The sequence below is a fragment of the Brumimicrobium sp. genome, assembly GCA_023957385.1.
Lineage (GTDB): Bacteria > Bacteroidota > Bacteroidia > Flavobacteriales_D > Crocinitomicaceae > Brumimicrobium.
This window is the reverse complement of record JAMLGZ010000002.1, coordinates 13,394-37,912: the sequence shown is the minus strand read 5'-3', so window position 1 is coordinate 37,912 and position 24,519 is coordinate 13,394. Positions and strand designations below refer to the sequence as shown.

Annotated in this window: 23 protein-coding genes; 4 read left to right on the top strand and 19 right to left on the bottom strand. The window is 35.9% G+C overall.

All coding sequences use genetic code 11. The annotated features are described in order from the left end of the window. Nucleotides 1-293: 293 nt before the first annotated feature. The 6 genes from M9897_11500 to M9897_11475 form a co-directional block, all read right to left on the bottom strand. On the bottom strand, nucleotides 294-1,286 hold the full coding sequence (locus M9897_11500) for a glycosyltransferase family 9 protein (protein ID MCO5269504.1): 993 nt from the start codon (nucleotides 1,284-1,286) through the stop codon (nucleotides 294-296). Between the two features lie 38 nt (nucleotides 1,287-1,324). Beyond that, nucleotides 1,325-2,038: a YebC/PmpR family DNA-binding transcriptional regulator gene (locus M9897_11495; GenBank protein MCO5269503.1), complete on the bottom strand. Its 714-nt coding sequence runs from the start codon at nucleotides 2,036-2,038 to the stop codon at nucleotides 1,325-1,327. 89 nt (nucleotides 2,039-2,127) lie between these two features. After that, nucleotides 2,128-3,744 (bottom strand): Ig-like domain-containing protein, encoded by a 1,617-nt coding sequence (locus M9897_11490; GenBank protein MCO5269502.1) that lies wholly within the window; start codon nucleotides 3,742-3,744, stop codon nucleotides 2,128-2,130. Next, nucleotides 3,723-4,202, bottom strand: a complete 480-nt coding sequence (locus M9897_11485; GenBank protein MCO5269501.1) for a GAF domain-containing protein — start codon at nucleotides 4,200-4,202, stop codon at nucleotides 3,723-3,725. The genes M9897_11490 and M9897_11485 overlap by 22 nt, the downstream gene beginning before the upstream one ends. Beyond that, the gene (locus M9897_11480; protein ID MCO5269500.1) at nucleotides 4,202-4,786 is read right to left on the bottom strand and encodes a DUF2892 domain-containing protein; all 585 of its coding nucleotides are present in this window, start codon (nucleotides 4,784-4,786) and stop codon (nucleotides 4,202-4,204) included. The genes M9897_11485 and M9897_11480 overlap by 1 nt, the downstream gene beginning before the upstream one ends. Before the next feature lie 86 nt (nucleotides 4,787-4,872). Continuing rightward, the gene (locus M9897_11475) at nucleotides 4,873-6,756 is read right to left on the bottom strand and encodes a M1 family metallopeptidase (protein ID MCO5269499.1); all 1,884 of its coding nucleotides are present in this window, start codon (nucleotides 6,754-6,756) and stop codon (nucleotides 4,873-4,875) included. A 132-nt stretch (nucleotides 6,757-6,888) separates the two neighbouring features. On the opposite strand from M9897_11475, the gene M9897_11470 reads away from it, so the two are divergent. The 3 genes from M9897_11470 to M9897_11460 all read left to right on the top strand — a co-directional run bounded on the left by M9897_11470 (nucleotide 6,889) and on the right by M9897_11460 (nucleotide 9,944). After that, a complete protein-coding gene (locus M9897_11470) occupies nucleotides 6,889-7,920 on the top strand; it encodes a zinc-binding dehydrogenase (GenBank protein MCO5269498.1) in 1,032 nt (343 codons plus the stop codon). A 74-nt stretch (nucleotides 7,921-7,994) separates the two neighbouring features. Continuing rightward, complete coding sequence (locus M9897_11465; protein MCO5269497.1) at nucleotides 7,995-8,927, top strand: SPFH domain-containing protein; 933 nt, start codon at nucleotides 7,995-7,997, stop codon at nucleotides 8,925-8,927. Nucleotides 8,928-8,945: 18 nt separating this feature from the next. After that, entirely contained in the window at nucleotides 8,946-9,944 is a 999-nt protein-coding gene (locus tag M9897_11460) for a hypothetical protein (GenBank protein ID MCO5269496.1), read from the top strand. A gap of 13 nt (nucleotides 9,945-9,957) precedes the next feature. Here M9897_11460 and asnB read toward each other — a convergent pair whose 3' ends face one another. After that, nucleotides 9,958-11,766 (bottom strand): asparagine synthase (glutamine-hydrolyzing), encoded by a 1,809-nt coding sequence (asnB, locus tag M9897_11455; GenBank protein MCO5269495.1) that lies wholly within the window; start codon nucleotides 11,764-11,766, stop codon nucleotides 9,958-9,960. Between the two features lie 106 nt (nucleotides 11,767-11,872). Here asnB and dusB point away from each other — a divergent pair, with 106 nt between their 5' ends. Next, nucleotides 11,873-12,868 (top strand): tRNA dihydrouridine synthase DusB, encoded by a 996-nt coding sequence (dusB, locus tag M9897_11450; GenBank protein ID MCO5269494.1) that lies wholly within the window; start codon nucleotides 11,873-11,875, stop codon nucleotides 12,866-12,868. Between the two features lie 164 nt (nucleotides 12,869-13,032). On the opposite strand, the gene M9897_11445 is transcribed toward dusB, so the two are convergent. The 12 genes from M9897_11445 to M9897_11390 form a co-directional block, all read right to left on the bottom strand. After that, entirely contained in the window at nucleotides 13,033-13,332 is a 300-nt protein-coding gene (locus tag M9897_11445) for a type II toxin-antitoxin system RelE/ParE family toxin (GenBank protein MCO5269493.1), read from the bottom strand. Further along, entirely contained in the window at nucleotides 13,329-13,580 is a 252-nt protein-coding gene (locus M9897_11440; GenBank protein MCO5269492.1) for a type II toxin-antitoxin system ParD family antitoxin, read from the bottom strand. Before M9897_11440 ends, M9897_11445 begins: the two co-directional genes overlap by 4 nt. Nucleotides 13,581-13,779: 199 nt before the next feature. Continuing rightward, a complete protein-coding gene (gene ltrA / locus M9897_11435) occupies nucleotides 13,780-15,009 on the bottom strand; it encodes a group II intron reverse transcriptase/maturase (GenBank protein ID MCO5269491.1) in 1,230 nt (409 codons plus the stop codon). 662 nt (nucleotides 15,010-15,671) lie between these two features. Further along, nucleotides 15,672-17,396, bottom strand: coding sequence for a HAMP domain-containing histidine kinase (locus tag M9897_11430; protein ID MCO5269490.1), 1,725 nt, complete (start codon nucleotides 17,394-17,396; stop codon nucleotides 15,672-15,674). Next, complete coding sequence (locus tag M9897_11425) at nucleotides 17,393-18,082, bottom strand: response regulator transcription factor (GenBank protein MCO5269489.1); 690 nt, start codon at nucleotides 18,080-18,082, stop codon at nucleotides 17,393-17,395. Before M9897_11425 ends, M9897_11430 begins: the two co-directional genes overlap by 4 nt. A 42-nt stretch (nucleotides 18,083-18,124) precedes the next feature. Then, complete coding sequence (phoU, locus tag M9897_11420) at nucleotides 18,125-18,793, bottom strand: phosphate signaling complex protein PhoU (protein MCO5269488.1); 669 nt, start codon at nucleotides 18,791-18,793, stop codon at nucleotides 18,125-18,127. A gap of 70 nt (nucleotides 18,794-18,863) precedes the next feature. After that, nucleotides 18,864-19,337, bottom strand: a complete 474-nt coding sequence (locus M9897_11415) for a methylglyoxal synthase (GenBank protein ID MCO5269487.1) — start codon at nucleotides 19,335-19,337, stop codon at nucleotides 18,864-18,866. 98 nt (nucleotides 19,338-19,435) lie between these two features. Further along, a complete protein-coding gene (gene pstB, locus M9897_11410) occupies nucleotides 19,436-20,182 on the bottom strand; it encodes a phosphate ABC transporter ATP-binding protein PstB (GenBank protein MCO5269486.1) in 747 nt (248 codons plus the stop codon). 12 nt (nucleotides 20,183-20,194) lie between these two features. Then, nucleotides 20,195-21,049 (bottom strand): phosphate ABC transporter permease PstA, encoded by an 855-nt coding sequence (gene pstA, locus M9897_11405; protein ID MCO5269485.1) that lies wholly within the window; start codon nucleotides 21,047-21,049, stop codon nucleotides 20,195-20,197. 2 nt (nucleotides 21,050-21,051) lie between these two features. Next, on the bottom strand, nucleotides 21,052-22,254 hold the full coding sequence (gene pstC / locus M9897_11400) for a phosphate ABC transporter permease subunit PstC (GenBank protein MCO5269484.1): 1,203 nt from the start codon (nucleotides 22,252-22,254) through the stop codon (nucleotides 21,052-21,054). 30 nt (nucleotides 22,255-22,284) lie between these two features. Continuing rightward, nucleotides 22,285-23,151, bottom strand: coding sequence for a PstS family phosphate ABC transporter substrate-binding protein (locus M9897_11395; GenBank protein ID MCO5269483.1), 867 nt, complete (start codon nucleotides 23,149-23,151; stop codon nucleotides 22,285-22,287). 86 nt (nucleotides 23,152-23,237) lie between these two features. Continuing rightward, nucleotides 23,238-24,515, bottom strand: coding sequence for a hypothetical protein (locus M9897_11390; protein ID MCO5269482.1), 1,278 nt, complete (start codon nucleotides 24,513-24,515; stop codon nucleotides 23,238-23,240). Nucleotides 24,516-24,519: the final 4 nt, after the last annotated feature.

Below are 24,519 nucleotides of genomic sequence, written 5' to 3'. Positions count from 1 at the left end.
AGTAAATGCGTAAAACAAGATAATGAGTACTACAATAAAAATCACCACTGCACTATAGGCAAGAGTCCATTTTCTAGAATGATATGAAGGCTGTTGGCTCATTGTGTGCAAAAATAATAAAAGAGTTGAGAAAATGTCCTAAGATAAATCGTGTTGCCTTTTAGATTTCTTTTAACATTCTTTAAGTTTTCCAATAAAACAATATGAGATTAGGATCGTTTATATTAGTGTTAGGTTTCATAAGTAGTAGTGTTAGTTTTTTAGGTTAGAGGGATGAGCGCCAGTTTGTCCCTCTAATTATTTTTAAGAAACTGTAGAATCTGCTTCTGGATGGCAACAGTGTCTTGTAACATCATACAATTAAAATGTCCTTTTGGACAAGTATCAAAACCTATCTTAGAACAAGGTCGGCAATCCAATCCTAAAACTTCATGGATAGAATAAGAATTAGGTGCTTGTGGTCTATATGGGTACATACCAAAAGCGGGTACTGTATTTCCCCAGATGCTTACGATGGGTAATTCAAAAGCAGATGCAATATGCATCATACCTGTATCGTGCGTTACAATAACTTGAGCATCTTTAATCACTTGTGCTGATTCTTGAAAGGAAAGTAATCCACAGGTATTTGTAATTTTTTGATTGGGAAGTAATTCTACAATTTGCTGAGCACTGTCTTGATCTTCTTTTCCCCCGATAAGAACAATAGGAAGTGGTAAACCATCTAAAACTTCACTCAGTTTTTTGGGAGGCATACGTTTGGTTGCAAATTTTGCTCCGACTGCCACAACTATATATTTGTCGGTGAAAGTGAATTTCTTTTTAAATGCTTCTTCATCCATTTGAATGAAGAAATCCAATCCTTTTTGATCATTTATTACTCCTAGAGGCTTTACCGCTTCAAAGTATCTATCGACAATATGAATATTAGGGAGTATATCTTTTTTAAAATTCACCAACAACCATTTCTGGAAATTTAATTTCGGGAAAGATTTTCCTTTTTTATGGAGTATTGTTTTGACTTTAGAAGTACGAATGTTTTTATGTAAATCGACTACAAAATCATAGTTTTCGGCTTTTAATCCAGCAAAATTAGTTGCATTCTCTTCCTCCCATGTATAAATCTTAGATACATACGGGTTGGTATTGTAAAGTGTTTGGTATTGTCCTTTAGTTAGAACATGAACCTCTACATCTTTCAATTGTTGTTTCACACAACGAATCACCGGGCTTATTAAGACAATATCACCGATAGAACTCAGTCGTATGATGAGGATTTTTTGCATGTGTAGGCTTGATTTAACAGTTTAAATCAAGCTATGAATTATTCAATATTAGTAAATACGTTGAGAACGTCGTCATCTTCCTCTAGTTTATCTAGAAGTTTTTCAACTTCATCCATTTGTTCGTCAGATAATTCCAATGGGGAAGTTGGGAAACGTTTTAATTCGGCTTTGGTTACCTCTACGTTCTTTGCTTCTAATGCCTCATGCATGGTTCCAAAACTAGTGTAATCAGCTAAAAGTGTAACGCTGTTCTCCTCTCCTTTTTCAATAGAATCTAATCCTGCATCAATTAAATCCAATTCCAATTCATCTAAATCTAAAGCACTTGCATCTTGAATAAAGAAAACAGCCTTACGAGTAAACATAAATTCAGTTGAACCATTTGGAACAATTTGTCCACCTGCTTTATTAAAATATGATTTTACATTAGCAACTGTACGAGTTGGATTATCCGTAGTACATTCTACAAAGAATAAAGATCCATGAGGTCCTTTACCTTCGTAGGTGAGTTCTACAAAATTAGCCATGTCTTTTTCAGTTGCTCTTTTAATCGCATTTTCAATGTTTACCTTAGGCATATTTTCAGCCTTTGCATTTTGAATAGCTGTACGTAAACGTGCGTTTGTTTCCGGATCACCACCACCTTCTTTAGCTGCTAATGTGATTGCTTTTCCAAGACGAGGAAATAATCTTGACATTTTATCCCATCTTTTTTCTTTGGCTGCTCTTCGGTATTCAAACGCTCTTCCCATAATTTGTTATTTTAGTGATGTTCAAAGTTAGAAATTTATTAGAAAATAGAAAGAGGAGAGAATAAAAATTTAGAGAGGGAATATCTCAACTACTCTTTTCTTTTGACAGAGTGCAAATCTAGCTTTGATTTCACATCCCAATTAGCCCGAATAGTAGTTACATCGGGAATCCAGATAATTTTTTCAGCTTCCTTGTCTTCAAAAATAGAACCTGTGGACCATTTTCCATCTCTATCTTCATCCAATAGATAGTAAAAGCCATATTGACCAGGTTGTACAAAATCAATATCATGAGTGTTCTTGGAAATTCCATCAAAAACCACCTGATACACCATCTTTTTATTACTTGTTATAAAAAGGATTCCATACGGAGGAATGGTATCAAACTCCAAAATCATTCTTCCTGTTTCTCGTGGTTGCTGCACTTCAAAATTAATTTTTACAGTATCCTTTACACTATAATTTTGGTTTGAAAAAGCACCTGGAGATAACTTCATTTGAGCTTTTGTAATTTCTTTTTTCTTTTCAAAATAGAAAGCAATTTCAGTAGGAGATAACTGGATGAATTGATAATTCAAATGGTTTGGAACACTATCTTTCTCATAGATAGTTGTAAGTTCGATAAGAGAAGTGTCTATTGTTTGGATGGGAGTATTTACCATAAATTGTAGGGTGTCATTTGCCAATAATTTCCCTTTGTCCAAATTATTTGTAAATTCTAATTGACTCGATTTCTTAAAGAAATAAGGTTTGGAAATGGTATCTATCAAAGTTGATTTACTCCAAATAGCCTTCAGTTTCCCAGAAGTTTCATTCATATCGTAATATGCTGTTAGGGAATCTTTAGTTGCATTCCATATAACATATTCAGGTTGTGGGTCAATAAACTCAATAGTTTCTGTTTGTTCAAAAGGACGGGTAAAACTTAAACACCAACGTGTTGCGGGAAATACATTATTATTCTTGATTTTTAATGGTATATTGTTCGTCGGCATCAAACGAATTTGTGGAATGATAGAATCTAGCATAATATCAAGTTCGACTGGTTTTCTTAGGGCAGCTCTACTTTCTATTGCATCTAAACGATTGTTTCTGTTTTCATCATGGAAAGCATACAGATAAAATGATTCATTTTTAATATTCTTAAAGATAGCCACTCCATCCTTATCGGTAGATGAAAAATAACGTGGATCTATTTTACTCGTGTCATCTAATAAGAGTTGTTCATATAAACCCACCGTAACATTTTTGGCTGGCTCTCCCGTATATGCGTCAATAATCTGAACAGCCGTTTGTAAGGAATCAATGAATCCCCCTGTAGAGAAAACATACGACATAATTGAGTCATTCCCCTCTGTAATATCTTTTACTGCTCGATTTAGATAAATTGTATAGGTCGTATTTGGTTTCCATTCACCATCAATGACTTTTAAAAGAACCGTTTTACGTTTTATTTTATAGCTAAGTTTAACATCTGCAGGAGTCACACGGATATTTTCAGAAGGTTTATTAAACTCAACATATTCATCAAAAGGAATAGCAATTTCTTTAGGTGCAATATGTAAACTGTTATTGGCAGGTTTTACCTTTTGAGTAAGCACACGAGGAGCATGGGTATCTTTATCACCGCCAGTAATCTCACCAACCTGACCACAAGACACAAGTAATCCTGCCAATAATGCTATTATAATAATGGAGCGAGCCATGTACAAATATCAGTTAAATATGCTAAATCTGTTTCATCAAAGGCATTATATTCTGTATGATCAATGTCTAATATTCCGATAACGCTATCATTTACTATCAACGGAAGTACTATTTCTGATTTGGAGAGACTACTACATGCTATATGTCCAGGAAACTCATCTACATTGGGAACAAGTAAAGCCTTCTTCTGAGCCCAAGCTGTTCCACAGACTCCTTTTCCCTTTTGGATACGCGTACAAGCTACAGGACCCTGAAAAGGTCCTAAAACTAATTCCTCTTTTTCAATAAGGTAAAAACCAACCCAGAAATATTGAAAAGTTTCCTTGATAGCAGCCGCTATGTTTGCCAGATTTGCAATCGAGTTTGGCTCGTTTTCACATAAAGATTTTAACTGAGGAAGTAAAATCTCATATTTATCAAGCTTTGTTCCTTCTGCTATAAATAAATCTTCAGCCATTATCTTTTTCTAGGCATCTTCACTCTCCCTTTATGCATCTGTGCCATGCGCATTTGATTAGGAGAAGCAACCATACCCATTTGTTTTTTCATCATTCCCAATTGTTCTGAAAGCATATTGTTTGTATCCAATTTCTTAGATTCTGACAACAACATTTGTGCTTCATTCTTACGTCCTGTCTGCATACAGATGCCAGCTAACTGCATTTTTGCAACCGCTTGATCTTGCTTAGTACGTAATCCTGTAGTTAAAGCCTTTCTTACCAATTGTTCACATTGAGCCATACCAATATTCTGTTGTAATCCCAACATTCCTTTTAGGTAAAACACGTATGCACGTTGACTTTTTGGTAAAAATCGTTCTGATTTGATACGATTCAACGATTTCCAAGCCTTGTCTTGATTACCAAAACGCATTTGGTACAAAGCAATAATCACATTCTCATTTCTCCAAAAACTTAGCCAAATCAAGGCAGTCAGGAAGATCATACTAATACCCCAGCCCCAAGAACCAACTGCAAAAAGATATACATTAAATGCTAAAGCAGATAGGGCAACAATCACTCTAATAATAAATCCAATCATAACTTTAATTCAAAAGAATTTTAATTTTTGGCAAATATAGGGAATCTATAGGAGATAGGGAACAGTGATAGAAAATAAGGAAAATTTTACTTTAATTCCCACGTATTATTTAGCTCATTTGTATCCATCCAGATGCCTGTATCCAAGATGATTGCTTTTAAATCCTTAACACCTGTTACTTGGAAGCTAGCTGTATTAGCCATGCTTTTCCAAATTTCAGGAGTTTGGTGAAAACGTTGTTCTTTGCCATCTTTTGTGATGAGTATTACATCTACTGGGGCAGGTATTCCTCCCTTATTTTCAATTTGTATAGTAACCTTTTCATCTTCTACTTGAACATTCTTAATGGCCAAATCAATATATCCATAATCAAAGTACCATTTTTTCCAAAACCAATTGAGGTTTTCACCTGTCAAGTCATTAAAAGAGTAGAAGAAGTCCCACGGGATTGGATGCTTCCCATTCCATCTATCCATAAATCCATGTAAAGCCTTTTTAAATCTCTCGTCACCCAAATAATCTCTCAAAGCCAAATAGCTTAATGCAGCTTTTCCATAGATATTATCTCCAGCAGCATTTCGAGTTAAATTATTGGTAGGAATCATAATGGGTAGATCTTTTTCAAAATCATCATTATCAATCCATCTTTGTACTCGAAATTCTTTAAAAAATGTATCTGCTTTCTCTTTGCCAACATCATCAATTCCTATAAAATACTCATTAAATACAGTCCACCCTTCATCCATAAAGGCAAAACGAGTTTCATTAATCCCCATATAGAAAGGAAACCAAGTGTGAGCAATTTCATGTTGTGCGATAAATTGAGTTAACATAGGATCATCTTGTGAATTATCATTTGCCATCATAGGGAATTCCATATCGGCTTGTCCACGCACAACAGTCATCTTAGAATATGGATAAGGTACTCCTGGATATTGAGTAGAAAACCACCCTAAAGCATGTTGAATAAATCCTACCATTCCTTGAAAATCTTTTGCTTCTTCATTATATGCTGCCTGTGTACTAGCACGTCTTCCCGTTTTTTCATCTACTACAACGCTTGCAGCATCCCAGTTATAGTGATTGCTTATGGCACATGCAATATCTGAAATATGATTTGCACTCCATTTCCAAGTGTTCGTTTCTTGTTGTTTAGTAATTTTACCAGCTAATACATCTTGGAAACTAGCAATACGCATTGTTTCATCTGATGTCATAGATTTTTCAAGATTTTTTACCACAGTTTCCTGCAATACTTCGCTTGGATTTAGTAAATCTCCTGTTGCCCATACCAAATAATTCTTTGGAACGGTAACTTCAAGTGTATAGTCATTAAAATCGTTATAAAATTCTTGTGCGGTGATATGTGGCATTCTGTCCCATCCTTCATAATCATCATAAACAGCTACGCGAGGATAAAAATATCCCAAGAAAAAAGTAGTAGAATCTATAGCTCCTTCACGACCACTTTGTTTGGAAACTTCGTAATTCCATTTAAAAGTTAATTCTACTTTTTGCTTTGGCAAGAGCGGCGTTTTGAGTTCCATCCATTTATCCGTTCCATCCCAAAAACTTTCATTCCAAGGGCGTTGCGCTCCATTTTCTGCATAATAATCCACTTTGATTCCTGGTGTTAGATAAGTATCGGGAACAGGTCTGCTACGTGGTGATTCAGCTTTGTGATGATTTTGAATGAGTTTAATGCTTAATTTTTTCAGTGTATCCGGGCTATTATTCGTATAAATAATTTTTTCGACACCAGTTATTGTTCTGCTAGGTGGATTTATACTGATTTGAATATCATACTTTCCTTTATTTTGCCAATAATTCTCCCCTGGTTTTCCATCTAATGAACGGGTTTTATTGGAATATGCTTTTTGTACGCTTCTAGGTATAAAAATCTCTTGTGAAAATAGAGATAAATTTAAGCTACATCCTATTATGAGGAGAGATACTATTTTTGATTTCATAAAACCAAATTTAGAAATTATTTTGTTGCGGACTATAGAGTAGCAATTTTTTAGCCAATAATAGTCTATAAATTCTTTCAGAGTTTTTGAGTAAATACTAATTTAGTACTTGAAAAATAATATGAGTCTCCTATGAAAGCAGTCCGATTTGTTGGAAAAAATCAACCCTTAGAAAATCATGAAATTCCTATTCCAGAAATAGGTGCAAACGATGTTTTAATTCAAATTAAAGCAGCAGGAATTTGTCATTCTGATGTAAATTATAAGGCAGGAATTTTACCAACTGCTTTTACTCCTATTACCTTGGGACATGAAATTTCTGGGATTATTGAGAAAGTAGGTTCGCAAGTAACAAATGTTAAGATTGGAGATAGAGTGTGCGTTCATTACGTGGTAACATGTGGAAATTGTGTGTATTGCACTTCTGGACAAGAACAATTTTGTCCATCTGGACAAATGATTGGTTGTAAGAGGGATGGAGGTTTTGCAGAGTACATAGCTGTTCCAGCACGGAATGCAGTTCCACTTCCAGCAGAAATATCTTTTGAAGAGGGTGCCATCATGATGTGTTCATCAGCGACATCTTTCCATGCTTTGATAAAAGGGCGTATTCAAGTGGGAGATAATGTGGCTGTTTTTGGAGTGGGAGGTTTAGGACAATCAGCCGTACAATTAGCAAAAATTTTTGGAGCAAACCAGGTCTTTGCAGTAGATATTAATCCAGCTAAATTAGATTTTGCACAAAAATATGGGGCCATTCCTGTAAATGCAGCTGAATTGGATGTTGTAACCGAATTAAAACGTTTAACAAACGGAAAAGGAGTAGATGTAGCTTTAGAATTGGCAGGCCTTCCTTTAACACAAAAGCAAGCTATAAAGTCAGTTGGTGTGATGGGAAGAGTTGTTTTTGTTGGACTTACTACCCAAAATATTGAAGTGAATACCTATAAAGAAATTTTAGGGAATGAAGTTGAACTTATCGGTGCTAATGATCATCATTTAAAAGAAATTTACACTTTACTTGAATATTCAAGAAACGGGAGATTTGATACTTCAAAATTAGTGTCGAATCGTATTCCTTTGGAGGCAGCATTGATTAACGAAGCAATTGATAAACTGAAAGAAGCTAGAGGAAGTGAAGTGAGAACTGTTATTGTAAATTAATTTTAACTTAAAAACACATTATTTAAAATAGATTTCTGTATCTTTATTCATTATTAACTTAAAAAAATACTATTATGCCATTTACTCCCGTTGAATTTGCCTTTGCAGCATTTATATTAATTATCATTTTAGCTTCATTTTTCCTAGTAAAACAACAATCTGCAGTAATTATAGAACGTTTTGGAAAATTTGCTTCCATTCGTCATTCCGGTCTTCAATTTAAAATCCCTTTAATTGATAAAAAAGCAGGAATTGTAAACCTTAAGATTCAACAATTAGATGTATTGGTTGAAACAAAAACAAAGGACGACGTATTTGTTCGTTTAAAAATATCTGTTCAGTTTGAAGTAGATAAAGGTTCTGTTTACGATGCATTTTACAAATTAGAAAATCCAAGAACTCAAATCACTTCCTATGTTTTTGACGTAGTTCGTGCAGAAGTTCCAAAAATGAAATTGGATGATGTATTTGAAAGAAAGCATGATATCGCGATTGCGGTAAAATCTGAATTAAATGAAGCCATGAAAACTTATGGATACGATATAATCAAAACTTTGGTAACGGATATTGATCCCGATGAGCAGGTAAAACAAGCGATGAACCGTATTAATGCAGCAGAAAGAGAAAAAGTAGCTGCAGAGTTTGAAGCAGAGGCAGAAAGAATTAAAATTGTTGCAAAAGCTAAAGCAGAAGCAGAAAGTAAGCGTTTACAAGGACAAGGTATCGCAGATCAACGAAGAGAAATTGCTCGTGGATTGGTAGAAAGTGTTGACGTATTGAACAATGTAGGAATCAACTCTCAGGAGGCTTCTGCATTAATTGTTGTAACTCAACATTACGATACGCTCCAATCAATTGGTGAAAAGACAGATACCAATTTGATTTTAATGCCAAACTCTCCACAAGCAGGTACTGATATGTTAAATAATATGGTTACTGCATTTGCTACTTCTAATCAATTGGGAGAGGCAATGAAAAAAAGTACGCTTAAAAAAGGTGGGGCATAAACCAGGAAAATAGCTGATATGCAAAAATGGACAATCATAGTACTTGGTATATATATCATATCTAGTTTAGGTTGTCAAGAAAACCACAAAAAGAAGAAAATAAAAGAAATTACTCCCCCAGTTACTGAGCAACTCATTGACTGGGGGAGTTTCAATGAAAATAACCTAAATAATATAAGTTTCCCTATTTGGTTCTCCCCTACTTTAGTTGACTCACTAAAGATTCAAGATATTGAAGTTTCATTTTCAAATTTTAACCAAACGGATACTTTATTAAGTGTAGTAGATACACTTCCTTATCAAAAAATTAAGTTTGCTTTCGATAAATCTGGGTTTATTGAAAAAATATCTATTTCCGAACTAAATATGGGGAAAGTAATAGCCACACATCATTTCTTATACCATAAGAAAGTAGATGAAGACGGATATTCCATTCCTGAAGTGAATAGTAAAATTGAATACAAAAACAAAAAAAGAAACCCAGTATCATATCTTAGTACATTAGAAGATCTACAACAATATAGAAGATTGGTGCTTGAGAATAGGGATTCTACATACATAGCATATTTAGATGGGAATCGAGACATATATCATTATTTCATAACAGATTCTTCTAAATGGAATGTAACTTTTATAGATAAAGTGCTTCAACCTGAAGCAGACGATATTATCTATTTTGGATGTCCCAAAAACTTTATATCATCTTTCTCCATTCAGAATCTTGTAGAACGGGTAATGTTTCTAGAACAATCCTATTATTCAAATGATTTAATAAAATCACAACGATTTTATACAGATGGATTTTATACTAAAAAGGATTTTAATTATAATGAAGATGGACTAATAACAGGTTTTACGGATAGTCTATATGCCAATGATAACACTTTTATACATGCCGAACAAGCTGATATTATATACAATCAATTACTCCCTAAATCTCTCTCTTATTACAGTGAAGATGATGGCTCTTCGAAAAGACTTATCAAAGTACTGCATTTTAATTATAGCTCACGATAATTCATAGAGCGTTTCAACTCTTTTGTTTTTCTGCCCAAATATTGAATAAGATAACGAGCCATAATTGATTATAGAGATAGGTCTTCCCGTTGAGGTACTCTTCTTTTAGATGTAAAATTGCTTCTACATTATAAAAATCATATTTACTAAGCACTTCTCTATTTACATATGCTTCCAGAATCTCTCTCAATTCTTTAGAAAGCCATTTATTTAGTGGGATTCCAAAGCCCCATTTAGGGCGTTCAAACATTTCTTTTGGCAGATAATCAAATAAGATTTGGCGCAATAAATATTTACTCCCACCATCTTTTAACTTCAAATTCTTATCGAAATTAATACTCTTTTCAACTAGGCGATAATCCAATAAAGGGGAATGAATATTTAACCCTACCTGACTACTAACACGTTCTACTTTACGGGTTAAATCATTGGGTAGATAAAATTTTAAATCATACAAACTTTGATACTCTCCAGGAGACAGTTTTCGGGCTGTTGGTAGTAATTCTAAGGCTTTATAATGTTCTTCAAAATGAAAGTTTCTACTTAGTTCCCTACCAGAAAAGAATCCCTGATCAACAGAAAATATATGTGCTGGAAAACTCTCACCTCGCTTAAAATCAAAATACTGACTAACACGCTGATGGTTCAACTTAACTGAATAACTCAATATGTCTCTAACTATATTTCGGAAGAAAGTATATTTATGTAATCGCTCAGCCCATAAGTGCATTCCATACCCTAAAAACTGCTCATCACCTCCATCCCCTAAAAACACATTCTCAACAATCATCTTTGCTTGCTTTGAAGCTATAAATGATGGTAATCCAGATGCATCAGCATAAGGCTCTTCATACCATTGTACAAAGTTTTTAATATGATTTATCACATGGGAATGATTAAAAGGAATTTCATAATGATTAGTTTCTAATTTCCCTGCAATCATTTCTGCATACTTACTTTCGTCACGAGGCGCTCCCTCTATCTTCACTGAAAACGTGGATATCTTTTGATCTGAAAGAGATTGGGAAACAGCAGCAATCAAAGAAGAATCAATACCACCACTAAAGAAAATCCCTGTCTTATCACCTAAGCGCATTTGGACACTTGATTGCAATAATTCATGGTATTCTTTCTTAGCATATACCTCATCTTGGACTGTTTCTTCCGTCAGCTGATTTTCTAAAATCCAATATGACTTTAATTCTCCAATATCTTGATAAACATGTATATAGTTTCCAGGTTCTAGTTTCTTAATATCCTGATAAATAGTATGTGGAGCCGGAATATAACCCAATCGAAAGAAATGTTGTATCGCTTCATAATCCCATTTATCTTTTTGGATAAATCGTGTTAAGGAATTTAGCTCTGAAGAATAATGTAAAGCCTCTCCATCCCAGATATAAAATAAAGGTTTTTCACCTATTCTATCTCGATAAACGAATCCTTCCTTTTTAACTCCATCCCATATTACAAGAGCAAATGCTCCATTCACATGTTGAATGAAATTTTCACCCCAATGCTGATAGGCTTTTACAAGAATATGTGTAATTTCAGATGTTTCAATACTAACTCCTTCATTTACTAAAGCTATTTTAATTTCATCTGTATTATATATATTCCCCGAATAGGAAATTGTAATATTCTCTTCTTCTGCATGATAGAAATGAGTAGAATCTTTACAGCAAAAACCACTATTCTGGGACTGATCAAGAAAAGATGATATCTCATTTTCAAACACATTGTTAAATACATCCGACAACACAAAACATTTGTCGGGATTAATTTGCTTTTGGATAGATATAATACCAGCTATTTCCGTCATATAGTAGATCAGTTGACCAAAAATAAGAAAGATAACTTAAATAAACCATACTGTTTATCAATAATATTTTGTGAAACGCAAACTTCCACGTACTTTTGCAATCACGATGGCAAAAATACGTGACATAGACTTAGGAGATTTTCCATTATTACTCGCTCCGATGGAAGACGTGAGTGATCCTCCCTTCCGTGCATTATGCAAAGAGAATGGATGTGATTTAATGTACTCCGAATTCATTTCTGCTGAAGGCTTAATTCGAGATGCAGCAAAAAGTGTCATGAAACTCGACATCTACGAAGCAGAACGTCCTGTAGGAATCCAAGTGTTTGGAAATGACTTTGACAGTATGCGTCAAGCTACCGAAATTATTGAGAAAACAAACCCTGATATTATTGACATCAATTATGGTTGTCCAGTTAAGAAAGTTGCTTGTAAAGGCTCAGGAGCTGGAATTTTATTGGATATCCCAAAGATGGTCAAACTGACAGAAGAAATTGTCAAAACCACGCATTTACCTGTTACGGTTAAAACACGTTTGGGATGGGATGAGAACTCTAAATACATTGTAGAAGTAGCAGAAAGACTTCAAGATGTGGGAATCGAAGCGATTTCTATTCACGGAAGAACGCGCAAGCAGATGTACAAAGGAGAGGCTGATTGGACGCTTATTGGTGAGGTAAAAAATAATCCGCGCATGCATATTCCTGTATTTGGGAACGGAGATATTGATTCTCCTGAAAAAGCCGTCGAATACAAAAACAGGTATGGCGTAGATGGATTGATGATTGGTCGTGCTTCTATTGGATATCCATGGATATTTAATGAAATTAAACATTTCCAAAAGACAGGCGAGCATCTTCCTTCACCGACTGTAGAACAACGTGTAAATGTGGCACGAAGACACCTGGATTTAAGTATAAAATGGAAAGGCGAAAAATTGGCTATCAATGAAATGAAACGTCATTATTCAAACTACTTTAGAGGAATAGCTAATATCAAACCTTTACGCTCAAAACTTGTTACTACCTATGATTTGGATGAAATTTATGCGACCCTTGATGAGATAGCGCGAGATTTCCAAGAGATAGTGGTGGAGGGGTAGGAAACAAATTGTTTTTTCTAACGGGTTGGCGGATTTACGTTCGGGCGGATTTTTACCGTAAATTTTGAACCGAAGCACCAACTTTCAAATATACTAAAAAATTTAAATTAAATCGATTAACCCGCCTGACGCAAAACCACTTGTAATCTGCAGCGATATCTTTATTAATCTTTCAGCCTATTTTCAATGTCCATTTTTTGGTGTAGAACTCTAATAATTTCAATGATATCTTGCTTTTTATTCACTTTATAGAATATTAAATGTGATTTTATTTGAGTTCTCATGTATCCTTTTCTTACATAGCTAAAATCTTTTCCGGAATTAGGATTTTCGGCAATGTATTCGATTTCATCCATTATAAAGTCAAGGTATCGGTCAGCTTGTTCAAGTGACCATTTTTTAAAAGTGTAAAGCCAAATTTTTTCAATGTCTTCTTTCGCTTCAATGCTTATTTTATAATTCATTTTTCAGCGAGATATTTTTGATGAAGTTCCATTCTAAAATCTTTTCTATTAAATTCTTTTACAAAACCTGATTTTTCTCCTTTTTTCAGTTCGTTTACTAGCTTCATTTTTTTAGATTCTTCAAACTCAAACATTCTTAATGCAGTTCGCACAACTTCACTCGCTGAAGAGTATTTTCCACTTTTAATTTGTTTGTTTATAAAGTTCTCGAAATAATCGCCTAATAATATTGATGTATTTTTCGCCATGGCTATTAATTTAGTTTAACACAAATATACCAAGACTTGGTATATAATCCAAATTTTTATTTGAAGATTTGTTCGTAAGGTTGTAGGTAATCGAGTCACGTAAGGGAATTTCACCCCTACGTTCTCACGGAACCGTACGTGAAAGTCTCCCTTCATACGGCTCTTCATGTTACTAAATCACATCAAAAGTAATAACTTTTTACGGATATACCAATAACCAATGCGCAAATAAATTGGGGTTTTCTTTGTACTTGGTTTTCAAGTAGCGCACAGAGGCTTTCTTGAATAAGTCTTTCTCCCATTTTGTCCATTTCAGTAGTCGTGCGTTCAGTTGATTCCACACCATTCGCATATCATCTTTCCAAAACTTGTGGTAATAGTTGATAATCCCACGAATGACGGGGTTGATTTCCTTGGCGATTTCTTCCAAGGATTTTCTGCGCTTGTGTAAATTCATTTCCCTGAACTTTCGCATGATGCTTGTCTTCGACTTCTGACTTACGCAGATACATGGAATAGATTTCACTTTTCCTGTGCCTTTTGTTTTGTAGGCTCGTGGACGGATTGTAAAGCCAAGAAAGTCGAACCCTTTGGAGTATTTCGTTTGTGAAAACCCTCTCAAATTGACTATTTTACTTTTGACTTCATGCAACTGTAATTTACACGATTCCATGCGCTCTTTAATTTGGCGCAACATGAATTGCGCTTGATTCTCGGTTTTGCAATGCACTACAATATCATCTGCATACCTTTCAAATGGCTTTTCAGGGTGGAACTTATCCATCCATTTATCGAAGACTACATGTAGAAATAAGTTTGCTAAAAGCGGACTAATAACGCCACCTTGTGGAGTTCCTGAAAGGGTTGGTTTAAAATCTCCCTCTTTCTGTACAATTCCTGCTTTCAACCACCTTTCCACATATAACAAAACCCAATTGTCTGAACAGTAGTGTTTTAATGCTTTCATCATCAGTTCGTGGTCGATGTTGTCAAAGAAACCTTTGATGTCTAAGTCAATAGCAAAATCATGATTGTATAAATTTGTATATGCTTGTTCAACGGCTTGATGACAGTTCCGATTGGGTCGGTAACCAAATGAACTGGAATGAAATTTTGGTTCTACTATTCGTTCCAAGTGTTTTCGTACTACTTGTTGTGCTATACGGTCTAAAATCGTCGGGATACCGAGTAATCGTTCTCCTCCCCCTTTCTTTGGTATAGCAACTTGTTTGACAGCTTTCGGAAAATAACTCCCTGAGCTTAGGCGGTTCCAGAGCATATAAAGTTCCGTACTTGCGTTTTTCTGCAAATATTCCCAACTCATTTTGTCTATTCCACCACTTCCAGCATTGGATTTTACCTCCTTGTATGCTTGCCAAACCATTAATCTGGTTATTGGCTGTGATTTTGTTTCATAATAATTAATCATCCCTTTTACGGTTGTAAATTCGTTTGAAACCTAACATGCTTAGCCCTTCGCTCCATGTTCATTACAAACACTTCAACACTACTACGGCTAAGTCTGCCCCCTACATCTCAAGCACATCCCCTCTTGTCTGCTTCCTATTTCTATTTTACAGAACGATGTAGAGTTCACTTGTTCCTTAAAACAGCCTATGTATGCGTCTTGCCCACTTAACCCCGGATGCCGTGTACCCAGTAAATCAGGTGTCCGGTACACTCTTATCATAGGTACAAACGTAACTACCTATTTTTGACATCGTCTATTGCCCTTACGAGGCTTCATCGTTGGGTTCACTTTCGTTCAACTCACATACACACACCTACAGAAGTCGTTGCTTCCGTTTTTCTTTGTCGCTCACCACAAAACCGTTTCCTAATCTTGCAGCACAAAGTGGTTTAATGGCTATTCCTGAAAATCGCCATTGAGAGACCTACTCTCATCTGTTTTAAAGCACCAATCAGCAGACAGCTGATTGTTCAAGTCACACACGTTTTGGCGGCTTGACGCAGGGCGAATTTCACCGACAAATGTTGATACGAAGATAATGCTTTTTTTTATCGAAAATGTTCGAGTGAAGCAATTATCTCGCCTTGCGTTCAAACCGCTTGTTATTTGCTGGTTAGTCTTTAATTCATCAAATCCTTTTTAATAGAAAACAAAAACTCCAAACCACCTTCTTTTCTGTTTTTTGCTGTAATTTTTCCCTTGTGAAACAGCACGGCATTTTTCACGATAGACAAACCTAAGCCGGTTCCGCCTGTATCTCGGGTGCGACCTTCATTGACACGGAAAAAGCGTTCAAAGATACGGTTCAATTGACTTTCATTTTTAATACCAATTCCGGTGTCATAGAAAGAGAAATAATAAAAATCGGCATCTTCATTGTAAACACTGATATTGATTTCTATATTTTCTCCGGCATAGCGGATGGCATTTTCAGTCAGGTTCTTAAACAGTGAATAAAGTAAATTTTCGCTTCCTGTCAATTCTAAATTATCGGGCAATAGCCAGTTCATCTCTATTTGTTTTTCATTCAACTGAATACCCGTATCTTCTTTAATTTTACGAAGCAACTGCACAATGTTAACTTTCGATAAGGTAAATTTATCGGGAGCCTCTTCCATCTTCGCAATGAGCGTCATATCCTGCGTAATGTCGGACAGTGCAAGCGTTTGCTGAAATGCTCGTTCAATGAAATACTGTTTCTTTTCATCGTCCAAAGATGTGTTTAAAACCGTTTCCAAATAACCTCTGATACTGGTAATCGGCGTGCGCAATTCGTGTGCAATATTGCCGGTCATCTCCTGTTTAAGCTGTTTTGTTTTTTCTTGTTTTGTGATGTCACTGAGGATGATTTCAAAACTTTCATCTTCAAAAATATTGGCTCTGACGGAAAACACTTTTCCCTGTTTGCTGATTGTTTTTTCAAAATAAGGTCTTTCCTTTTGTGTCAAAAAGTGTTGTAATTCTTTGAAATTATCATCTTTTAAAATAATGGACGCATCGCTGGAAGTTTCGTTTGAAATGGTATTCAAATATTGAATAAACAAGCCGTTGTAAAACTCTACCTTTTGATTGGACGATAAAAAGCAAATTCCTTCTTCCAAAACATGAATATGTTGCAAAAGTTTTTGTTTTTCCAACAAGATTGTTTCCTGACTTTCCTTGAGCTGATGATAATTATCGGCTATTTTGCTGCTAATTTCGCCTAATTCATCATTTGAAAATTTTAATTGAGCAACATTCATTTTATCCGAATTTAAAACATAATCACGCAATTGTTTGATGGTGTTTCCGAATCTTTTGGTCGTAATGTGGATGAAGTAAAGGAAAATACCAAAAAACAAAATCATAAAATAGAGCGAAATGTTGTCTGGCTTTAGAATTTGTTGCAGTTGAATATTATAAGGCAAGGCTACCCGAATGAATTTATCATCGGCAACTTTTGCAAAATAGAGATATTTCTGTTGATTCGAATTTGATAGCCGAATGTCCGAGCCTTTTCCGATTTGTTGTGCTTTTGCTATTTCCGGTCTGTTTTTATGATTGGTAAGGTGTGTGAAATCCTCAATTGAGTTGTCATACAGAACTTGACCTACTTGATTAATGATAGTAATTCTCAGATCTTTGGGTAATAATTTTTGTAACCGAATAATTGTTAAATCTATACTGTCCTGACTTTCGGATAAACCGGATTGGATAATATCCGTGTAAGCTTCCAACTTTTCTTCCAGTGCCAAGGTTTTGTCATTTCTTTCCCGGATTTGGTCAAATATGATAATACCAATCGTAAAGAGCGTAAATAACAACCCGAAATATAAAAACAGTTTCTGTCGGTAGCTTAATTTCATAATTCTTCGGTATTAAACCAATAACCATAACCCATTTTATTGGAAATTGCAGTAGCATAGCTTCCCATTTTTTTTCTTAGTCGGGTAATATGTACATCTACCGTTCGTTCTGTGATATAGGGCGTTTCACTCCATAACTTATCGATAATACTTTCCCTTGAAAACATTCGGTTGGGGTTTTTGGCGAGCAAACCTAGGAGTTCAAATTCTGTTTTTGTCAGTTTTATTTTTTGTTCATCAATGAATAATTCTTTCAAATTAAAGTCCAGAACGAGATTACCAAAAATCAGTTTTTCATCTTGTGCAGAAGATATTCCTTGTTTTTCTGCCCTTTTCAATACTGCTTTCACTCTCGCAATTACTTCTTTGATAGAAAACGGCTTAGAAATATAATCATCACCACCGACAGAAAAGCCTGTAAGCATATCGTTTTCAGTGTCTTTTGCAGTCAAAAAAATGATTGGAATCAAAACTCCGTTTTTTCTGATTTTTTCTGCCATTTTATAGCCGGACATTCCGCCCATCATCACATCTAATAACATCAAATCAAATTCATGAAGCGATTTTTTCAATCCTTCTTCGGCAGAAACAGCAGTATCTACTTCATAACCTTCATTTTTCAGATTAAACTCTAAAATTTCTGAAATGCTGTTGTCATCATCTACGATTAAAATGCGTTCGCTCATATCATCCGATTTCTCAACACAAAGATAAAAACCTTTCTGTTATTACTCTTTTTTGCCTTTATGTTTCAATACTTTTGCTTCAATAAAGAAAGCAATTTCTTCTACGATATTTTTGCAATGGTCGCCAATTCGTTCCATTTTTCGTATCAACATCATCATTTCCAATCCGCATCTTACATCGGCACTTTCTTTTCTTAAATGTTCGGAAAGCAGGTTGAAGGCATTGAGATAAATTTCGTTTACTTCTTTGTCTTTCGCCATGATTTTACCTGCATTTTTGGCGTTTTCTGAATTTAAAGAAACCAAACTGTCGGTCAGCATATTCAGTAAAACATCAAACATTTTTTCCAGTTCCAAAACTTCTTTCATTTTGGATGTAAATGCATGACAATCTCTTTCCACGACATACCGGGCAATTCCGGCTGCGTAATCTGCAATTCGTTCCAAAGTGATACTGATTTTCATAATGGATAAAACCAAGCGCAAATCAATGGCCACCGGACTATATAACGCAATATAATGTTCGCAGTTGCTGTCGATTTTCAATTCAAAAGCATCCACTCTTTTTTCCAAACTGATAATTTCCAAAGCCAGCTCAACATCGTTGTTTAGCAAGGATTTTTTGGCTTTTTCTACCTGAGAAATGACCAAACGCCACATTTCGTTGATTTCATCTTTTAGAAATTGGATTTCTATTTCGTTTTGTTTCATATTTTTTTATTTTTTGTTTGCCACGAAGACACGAAGGCACAAAGTTTTTTTGTTTTTTAGAAATTCTGTTCTATAACAATACTCTGTTTTGGTATTGATCGATTTGTTCGGAAAGTACGGAATTGTAATTTTCATCAAACAAAGGAGATGTAATGATGAAATCAGCCGTAGAACGAGAACAAGCATAAACGATATTGTACAAAGTTGCTATCCGCAATAATGCTTTGATGTCCACATCGTGTGGTTGTGGTTCCATGGCGTCCCAAAAGAAAATCAAAACATCCACTTTGCCATTACAAATCATGGCTCCCAATTGCTGGTCTCCGCCTAAAGGTCCCGATTTCAATTTGGTAATATGTATTGGAAATTCTTTTGCATTTTGCTCCATACATTCGTTTAGTTTTTTCTCTACTAACTGACCTGTTGTTCCTGTACAAATCAAGTCTTCCCGGGCAAATATTTCCCAATGAAGTTCTACCCATTCGAGTAGTTTTTGTTTACAGTTGTCATGTGCAACCAATGCGATTCTTTTTCTTTTTTTCATATTTTTTTATTTTTTTAATTGCCACAAAGGCACGAAGACACGAATGCTCTAAGTTTTTTTCTTCATCATTTTTCACTTTTCATTTTTCACTTTTAGTTTTACCCAAACCTTCCTGTTATATAGTTTTGAGTGGTTTCTTTGTCAGGGTTCAGGAACATCTTTTTGGTATCGCTGTATTCTATCAATTCCCCCAACATAAAAAATCCTGTTTTGTCGCTAACCCTTGCTGCCTGTTGCATATTGTGCGTAACGATGACGATGGTGTACTCTTTTTTCAATTGATGAATCAACTCTTCTATTTTTGAAGTTGAAATAGGATCCAATGCCGATGCAGGTTCATCCATCAGCAAAACGGTCGGTGCTATCGCCAGGGCTCTTGCAATGCACAATCGTTGCTGTTGTCCGCCCGATAATTCAAAAGCAGATTTGTGAAGTTTATCCTTTACTTCATCCCACAAAGCAGACGCAATAAGCGATTCTTCTACTCTTTGGGCGATTTTCTTTTTGTCGTTCACCCCATTTACCCTTAATCCATAAGCGACATTCTCAAAGATGGTTTTGGGAAACGGATTTGGTTTTTGAAAGACCATTCCGACATTTTTTCTCAGTGCATCTACATCAATCGATTTGTGATAAATATTTTTCCCGCCTATCAAACATTCTCCTTCCAATTTTGTATCATCAATCAGGTCATTCATTCGGTTGAATAATCTCAAAAATGTCGATTTCCCACAACCGGACGGGCCGATAAATGCAGTTACGGTATTGGTTTCCATTTTCATGCTGATGTTTTTCAGTGCGTGGAAATTGCCGTAGTAAAAGTTTATATTTTTTGTTTCAATCATTTTCAATTTGGTTTAATTATGTCTCAATTTTTTATTCATTCGTTGTCGTAAAATCGTTGCCGATAAATTGAAGAAAAGCACAATTACAATCAATACCAATGCGGTTCCGTACGCCATGGGACGGGACGCTTCAATGTCCGTTCCGCTGGTCGCCAATACATACAAATGATAGGGCAGAGCCATTGCCTGACTAAAAATGCTGTCGGGAAGATTGGGCAGAAAATAAGCAGCCACCGTAAACAGAATCGGTGCAGTTTCTCCCGAAACTCTACCCACGGAAAGAATAATTCCAGTTAAGATATTGGGCATCGCACTCGGTAAAACGACCTTTCTGATGGTCATTAATTTGCTCGCTCCTAAAGCATAACTGCCACTTCGGTACGATTCAGGAACGGCTTTTAATGCTTCTTCCGATGTTCTGATAATAATGGGTAAGGTCAATAATCCCAAAGTCAATGAACCTGCCAGAATAGAATCGCCAAAGCCTAATTTATTGACAAACAATGCCATTCCAAACAATCCAAATACAATGGACGGGATACTTGCCAAGTTATTGGTCATCATTCGAATAAAGCGAACGACTTTGCCGTTCCCTGCATATTCGATGGTGTAAATAGCAGACATTACCCCGAGCGGAACTGCAAAAATCAAACTACCAATCACTAAATAAAATGTTCCCACGATCGCAGGAAAAATCCCTCCGGCTGTCATTCCTTCTCTCGGTGCAGTCGTTAGAAATTCCCAATTGATGACCTGAATTCCGTTGAAAATTATAAACCCGAGAATGCTTAACAAAATCCCGACAATCAACACGCTGAACAAGCGAAAAATCCAAAATGCAATTTGTTGTTTTATTTTTTTATTCATTTTTAAACCGGTTTAAAATTTTTCTTCTTCGAAATCATTTCTGCCGCAACGGAAATCACCATGGTGATCAGAAACAAAATACATCCCAATAAAAACAAAGCCTGATAATGGGCTTCACCTGCGGGTGCTTCGCCTAATTCTGCTGCTATCGTTGCAGGAATGGTTCTGACGGAATTGAAAATCGAAGTGGGTATCACTGCCGCATTTCCCGTTACCATCAACACCGCCATGGTTTCACCGATTGCCCGACCCATACCCAAAACCACCGCAGCGGAAATGCCCGATTTTGCATAAGGAATAACGACTTTATAAATCGTTTGCCATTGAGTTGCACCCAAAGCTAAACTCGCTTCCCGCATGGCTCGTGGCGTGTTTCGCATGGCATCTTCCGCTACCGAAATAATCGTTGGCAATGCCATGATGGCTAAAATTATACTTCCCGTAAATGCTGTTTCTCCAACGGATAAATGAAATGTTTTCTGTACAATCGGTGCCAATACCACCAATCCGAAGAAACCATAAACTACGGATGGAATTCCGGCTAATAATTCGATGACGGGTTTTAAAAATTTCCGAATCCGCTCGTCTGCTAATTCAGATATATAAATGGCAACACCCAATCCCAATGGCAAAGCCAATGCGATTGCCATGATGCTGACCAGAAGTGTGCCGAATAGCAATGGCAATACGCCAAACAAAGGAGCTGGTGTTGCGGTTGGTAAATACTCTTTTCCGAGAAAATAATCCGAAACCGAGATGTTTCCTGCCGGTAATTCTTTTACGCTTGGACTGTTAATCGGAGCGTATTGATGAGGAAGAAAGGCAATGATGCCTTCGTTTTTTTGGATTACCTCCGCCAATTTTTCGGAAAGATGCTCGTAGTTTTCACCGATTTCTGTTTTGGAATATTCGTTAAAAATATCGTCAATTCTAAAAATACGGATTTCCTGATTTTTACCGCCAACAGCTTTCCAGTTTGTAATTTCAGTATCAAAAATTTCTTTGATTTGATGAGAGCTTAATTTACCAACAGGATTTGCCGAATGAACAATCAAAACATATCCTTTTTCGATGGTTGAAGTCTTAAAAAGTCCTGCACCTTCTTTAAAAAGGAAAAAAGAGATAAACAGGATAGCGATACCCGTAACCGCACCGCTAAAAGTCAATAGTTGTTTGATAAACCGATTTGAAAGTTTTCGAAACATCTCTGTTTTTTGAAATTGTTTTTGAAAAAATTATCTTAAATCCACATAACCCACTTCGTCCACAATTTCCTGCCCGGTAGGAGAAAGAAGGAAGTCAATAAACGGTTTCACTTTGGATTCAGAGTTGCCGAGATAGTAGTAAAACAAAGGTCTGACAACAGGATAGGTTTTATTTTTCGCATTGGCAAAAGAAGGTTCTATAAATGTTTTTCCACCGTCATAAGAAACATGTACAGCTTTCACATCTTTGTTGAGATATGCCAATCCCACATAAGCAATTGCACCTTTGGTTTGTTTGATGGACTGAATAATCGCCCCATTGGCAGGCATACTCATAATGCCGGACAGATAGTTTTTGTTCAACAAAACACTTTCCTTAAAGAACTCATAAGTCCCAGATGAAGTTTCCCTTGCATAAGGTACAATTTTCAAATCCTCGCCACCTACTTCTTTCCAATTTGTGATTTTTCCTGTGAAAATATCTTCCAATTGCTCTCTCGTAAGGTTGGAAACTTTGTTTTCCGGATGGACGATAATCGCCAAGGCATCATAAGCTACAATGATTTCTTTGACAGTATTTCCGCCTTCTTCGATTTTTTGTTTCTCGCCAAATTTGATGGCTCTGGAGGTTTGTGCAATGTCTGTCGTATTATTTAGCAAGGCCGCTATTCCGACACCACTGCCACCCCCCGTGACAATTAATTTCAGTTGGGAATCCACGTTTGCAAATTCTTCCACCGCCTTTTGGGTTAGAGGTAAAACGGTTTCCGAACCTTTTATTTGGACAGTTTCAACTTTTGTTTTTGGCTCAATGCCTGTGGAATTTGTTTCTTCGCTTTTGGAATTGCACGATAGCAAGGATATTCCAGTCAATAGTATTAAAATGTGTTTTTTCATTATTTTCTCTTTTTATTTATTTGATGCAAAATTGCTGATAGATTGTTAAGTACTTTTTTAGGTTTGGTTACAATTTGGTTACAATTTTAAAATTTGTATTGAAGTCGAAGTGTAAAAACATCGTCTTTAATATTTTTTTCATATCCAGTAAGATTTACTGAAGTTTCGTTTTTCACCAAATCGTAATAGGCTGTCATTCTCAGGACATCGTTAATTTTCCAAAGCAATCCGAAACCAATTGTCTGATAAGCGATATCGCCTTTTCCGGTTTGATTAAGTCCAATGTCATCTTTTGACATTTTGGTATTGGGATCATACCAATCGTACTTAATCACCGTTGAGAGTGGAATTTTTCCAAAATCCTGAACAAAAGAAATATAGCCACCGCTGAAATTGCGGATATACATATCGGAGTTTCCTACAGATGAACTGTTCGGACTTTTACTTCCACCTTTTTCACCCGGTTGAGTTCCCGTGATAAACTCACCTGATAATGAAGTCAACCCGAGATTGCTGGTAAAACTAAACTGTGCATCTACTCCGAAGTATTCTCTTTTGGCAAATGCACCGATATTGGTGGGATTGTTATTGAGTATAAACGCATTACCGGAAAATGTATATCTGTTTTCTGACCCCTGATAAACTGTCCCCCGGTAGTAGGATATTCCGCCACTGAGCTTAATTCCTTTTTTAATGGTTTTATTGGCTGATAAATGACTGATAAAGTCCTTTTTGTTTTTAATATCTGATTTAATACCATTTCCTGCAAATAATCCTGCATCCAATTTTAGGAAATGCCAAGGTGATGATTTCTTTGCCTGCAAGGTCATTATCGCACCCAAATCTCTTTCTTCCGGGAATAGGGTAGTGATAATTGTTGCCCTTTCAGGAGACTCTCTTGAAGATGAAGACCTCTCAATCTCATAGCCAAATGGTCGGTTAAAAACTCCGATTTTAAGTGAACTTGCACTCCATTCGGAATCCTTGACTTGGAGATAGACATCTTTAATTCCAAAGCCTTTTTCGGTCATGTCCATTTGGAAAACAGCAGTGGCTATACTCTTTTCATAGGTGAATTTCAGCCGACCTCTGCGAATGCCCATACGGTTAAAATCTTCGGTAATATCGGTGTTGGGAGCACCCACTTTCAAAGAAGCATTTTCCTGTCCGTATTGAAATTGCCCTTGAATGTATCCTGAAATTTTTAATCCGTTTAGAACTTCTAATTTACTTACTTTACTTTCCAATCGTTCCAAACGGATGGAGTCCGATTCCTGGGCATAAGTTGGGATGAAATTTAACAATCCCAATCCACAGATTAATAATGTTTTTGGAGTTTGTCTCTTTACTTTTGTGTTCATCATTTTT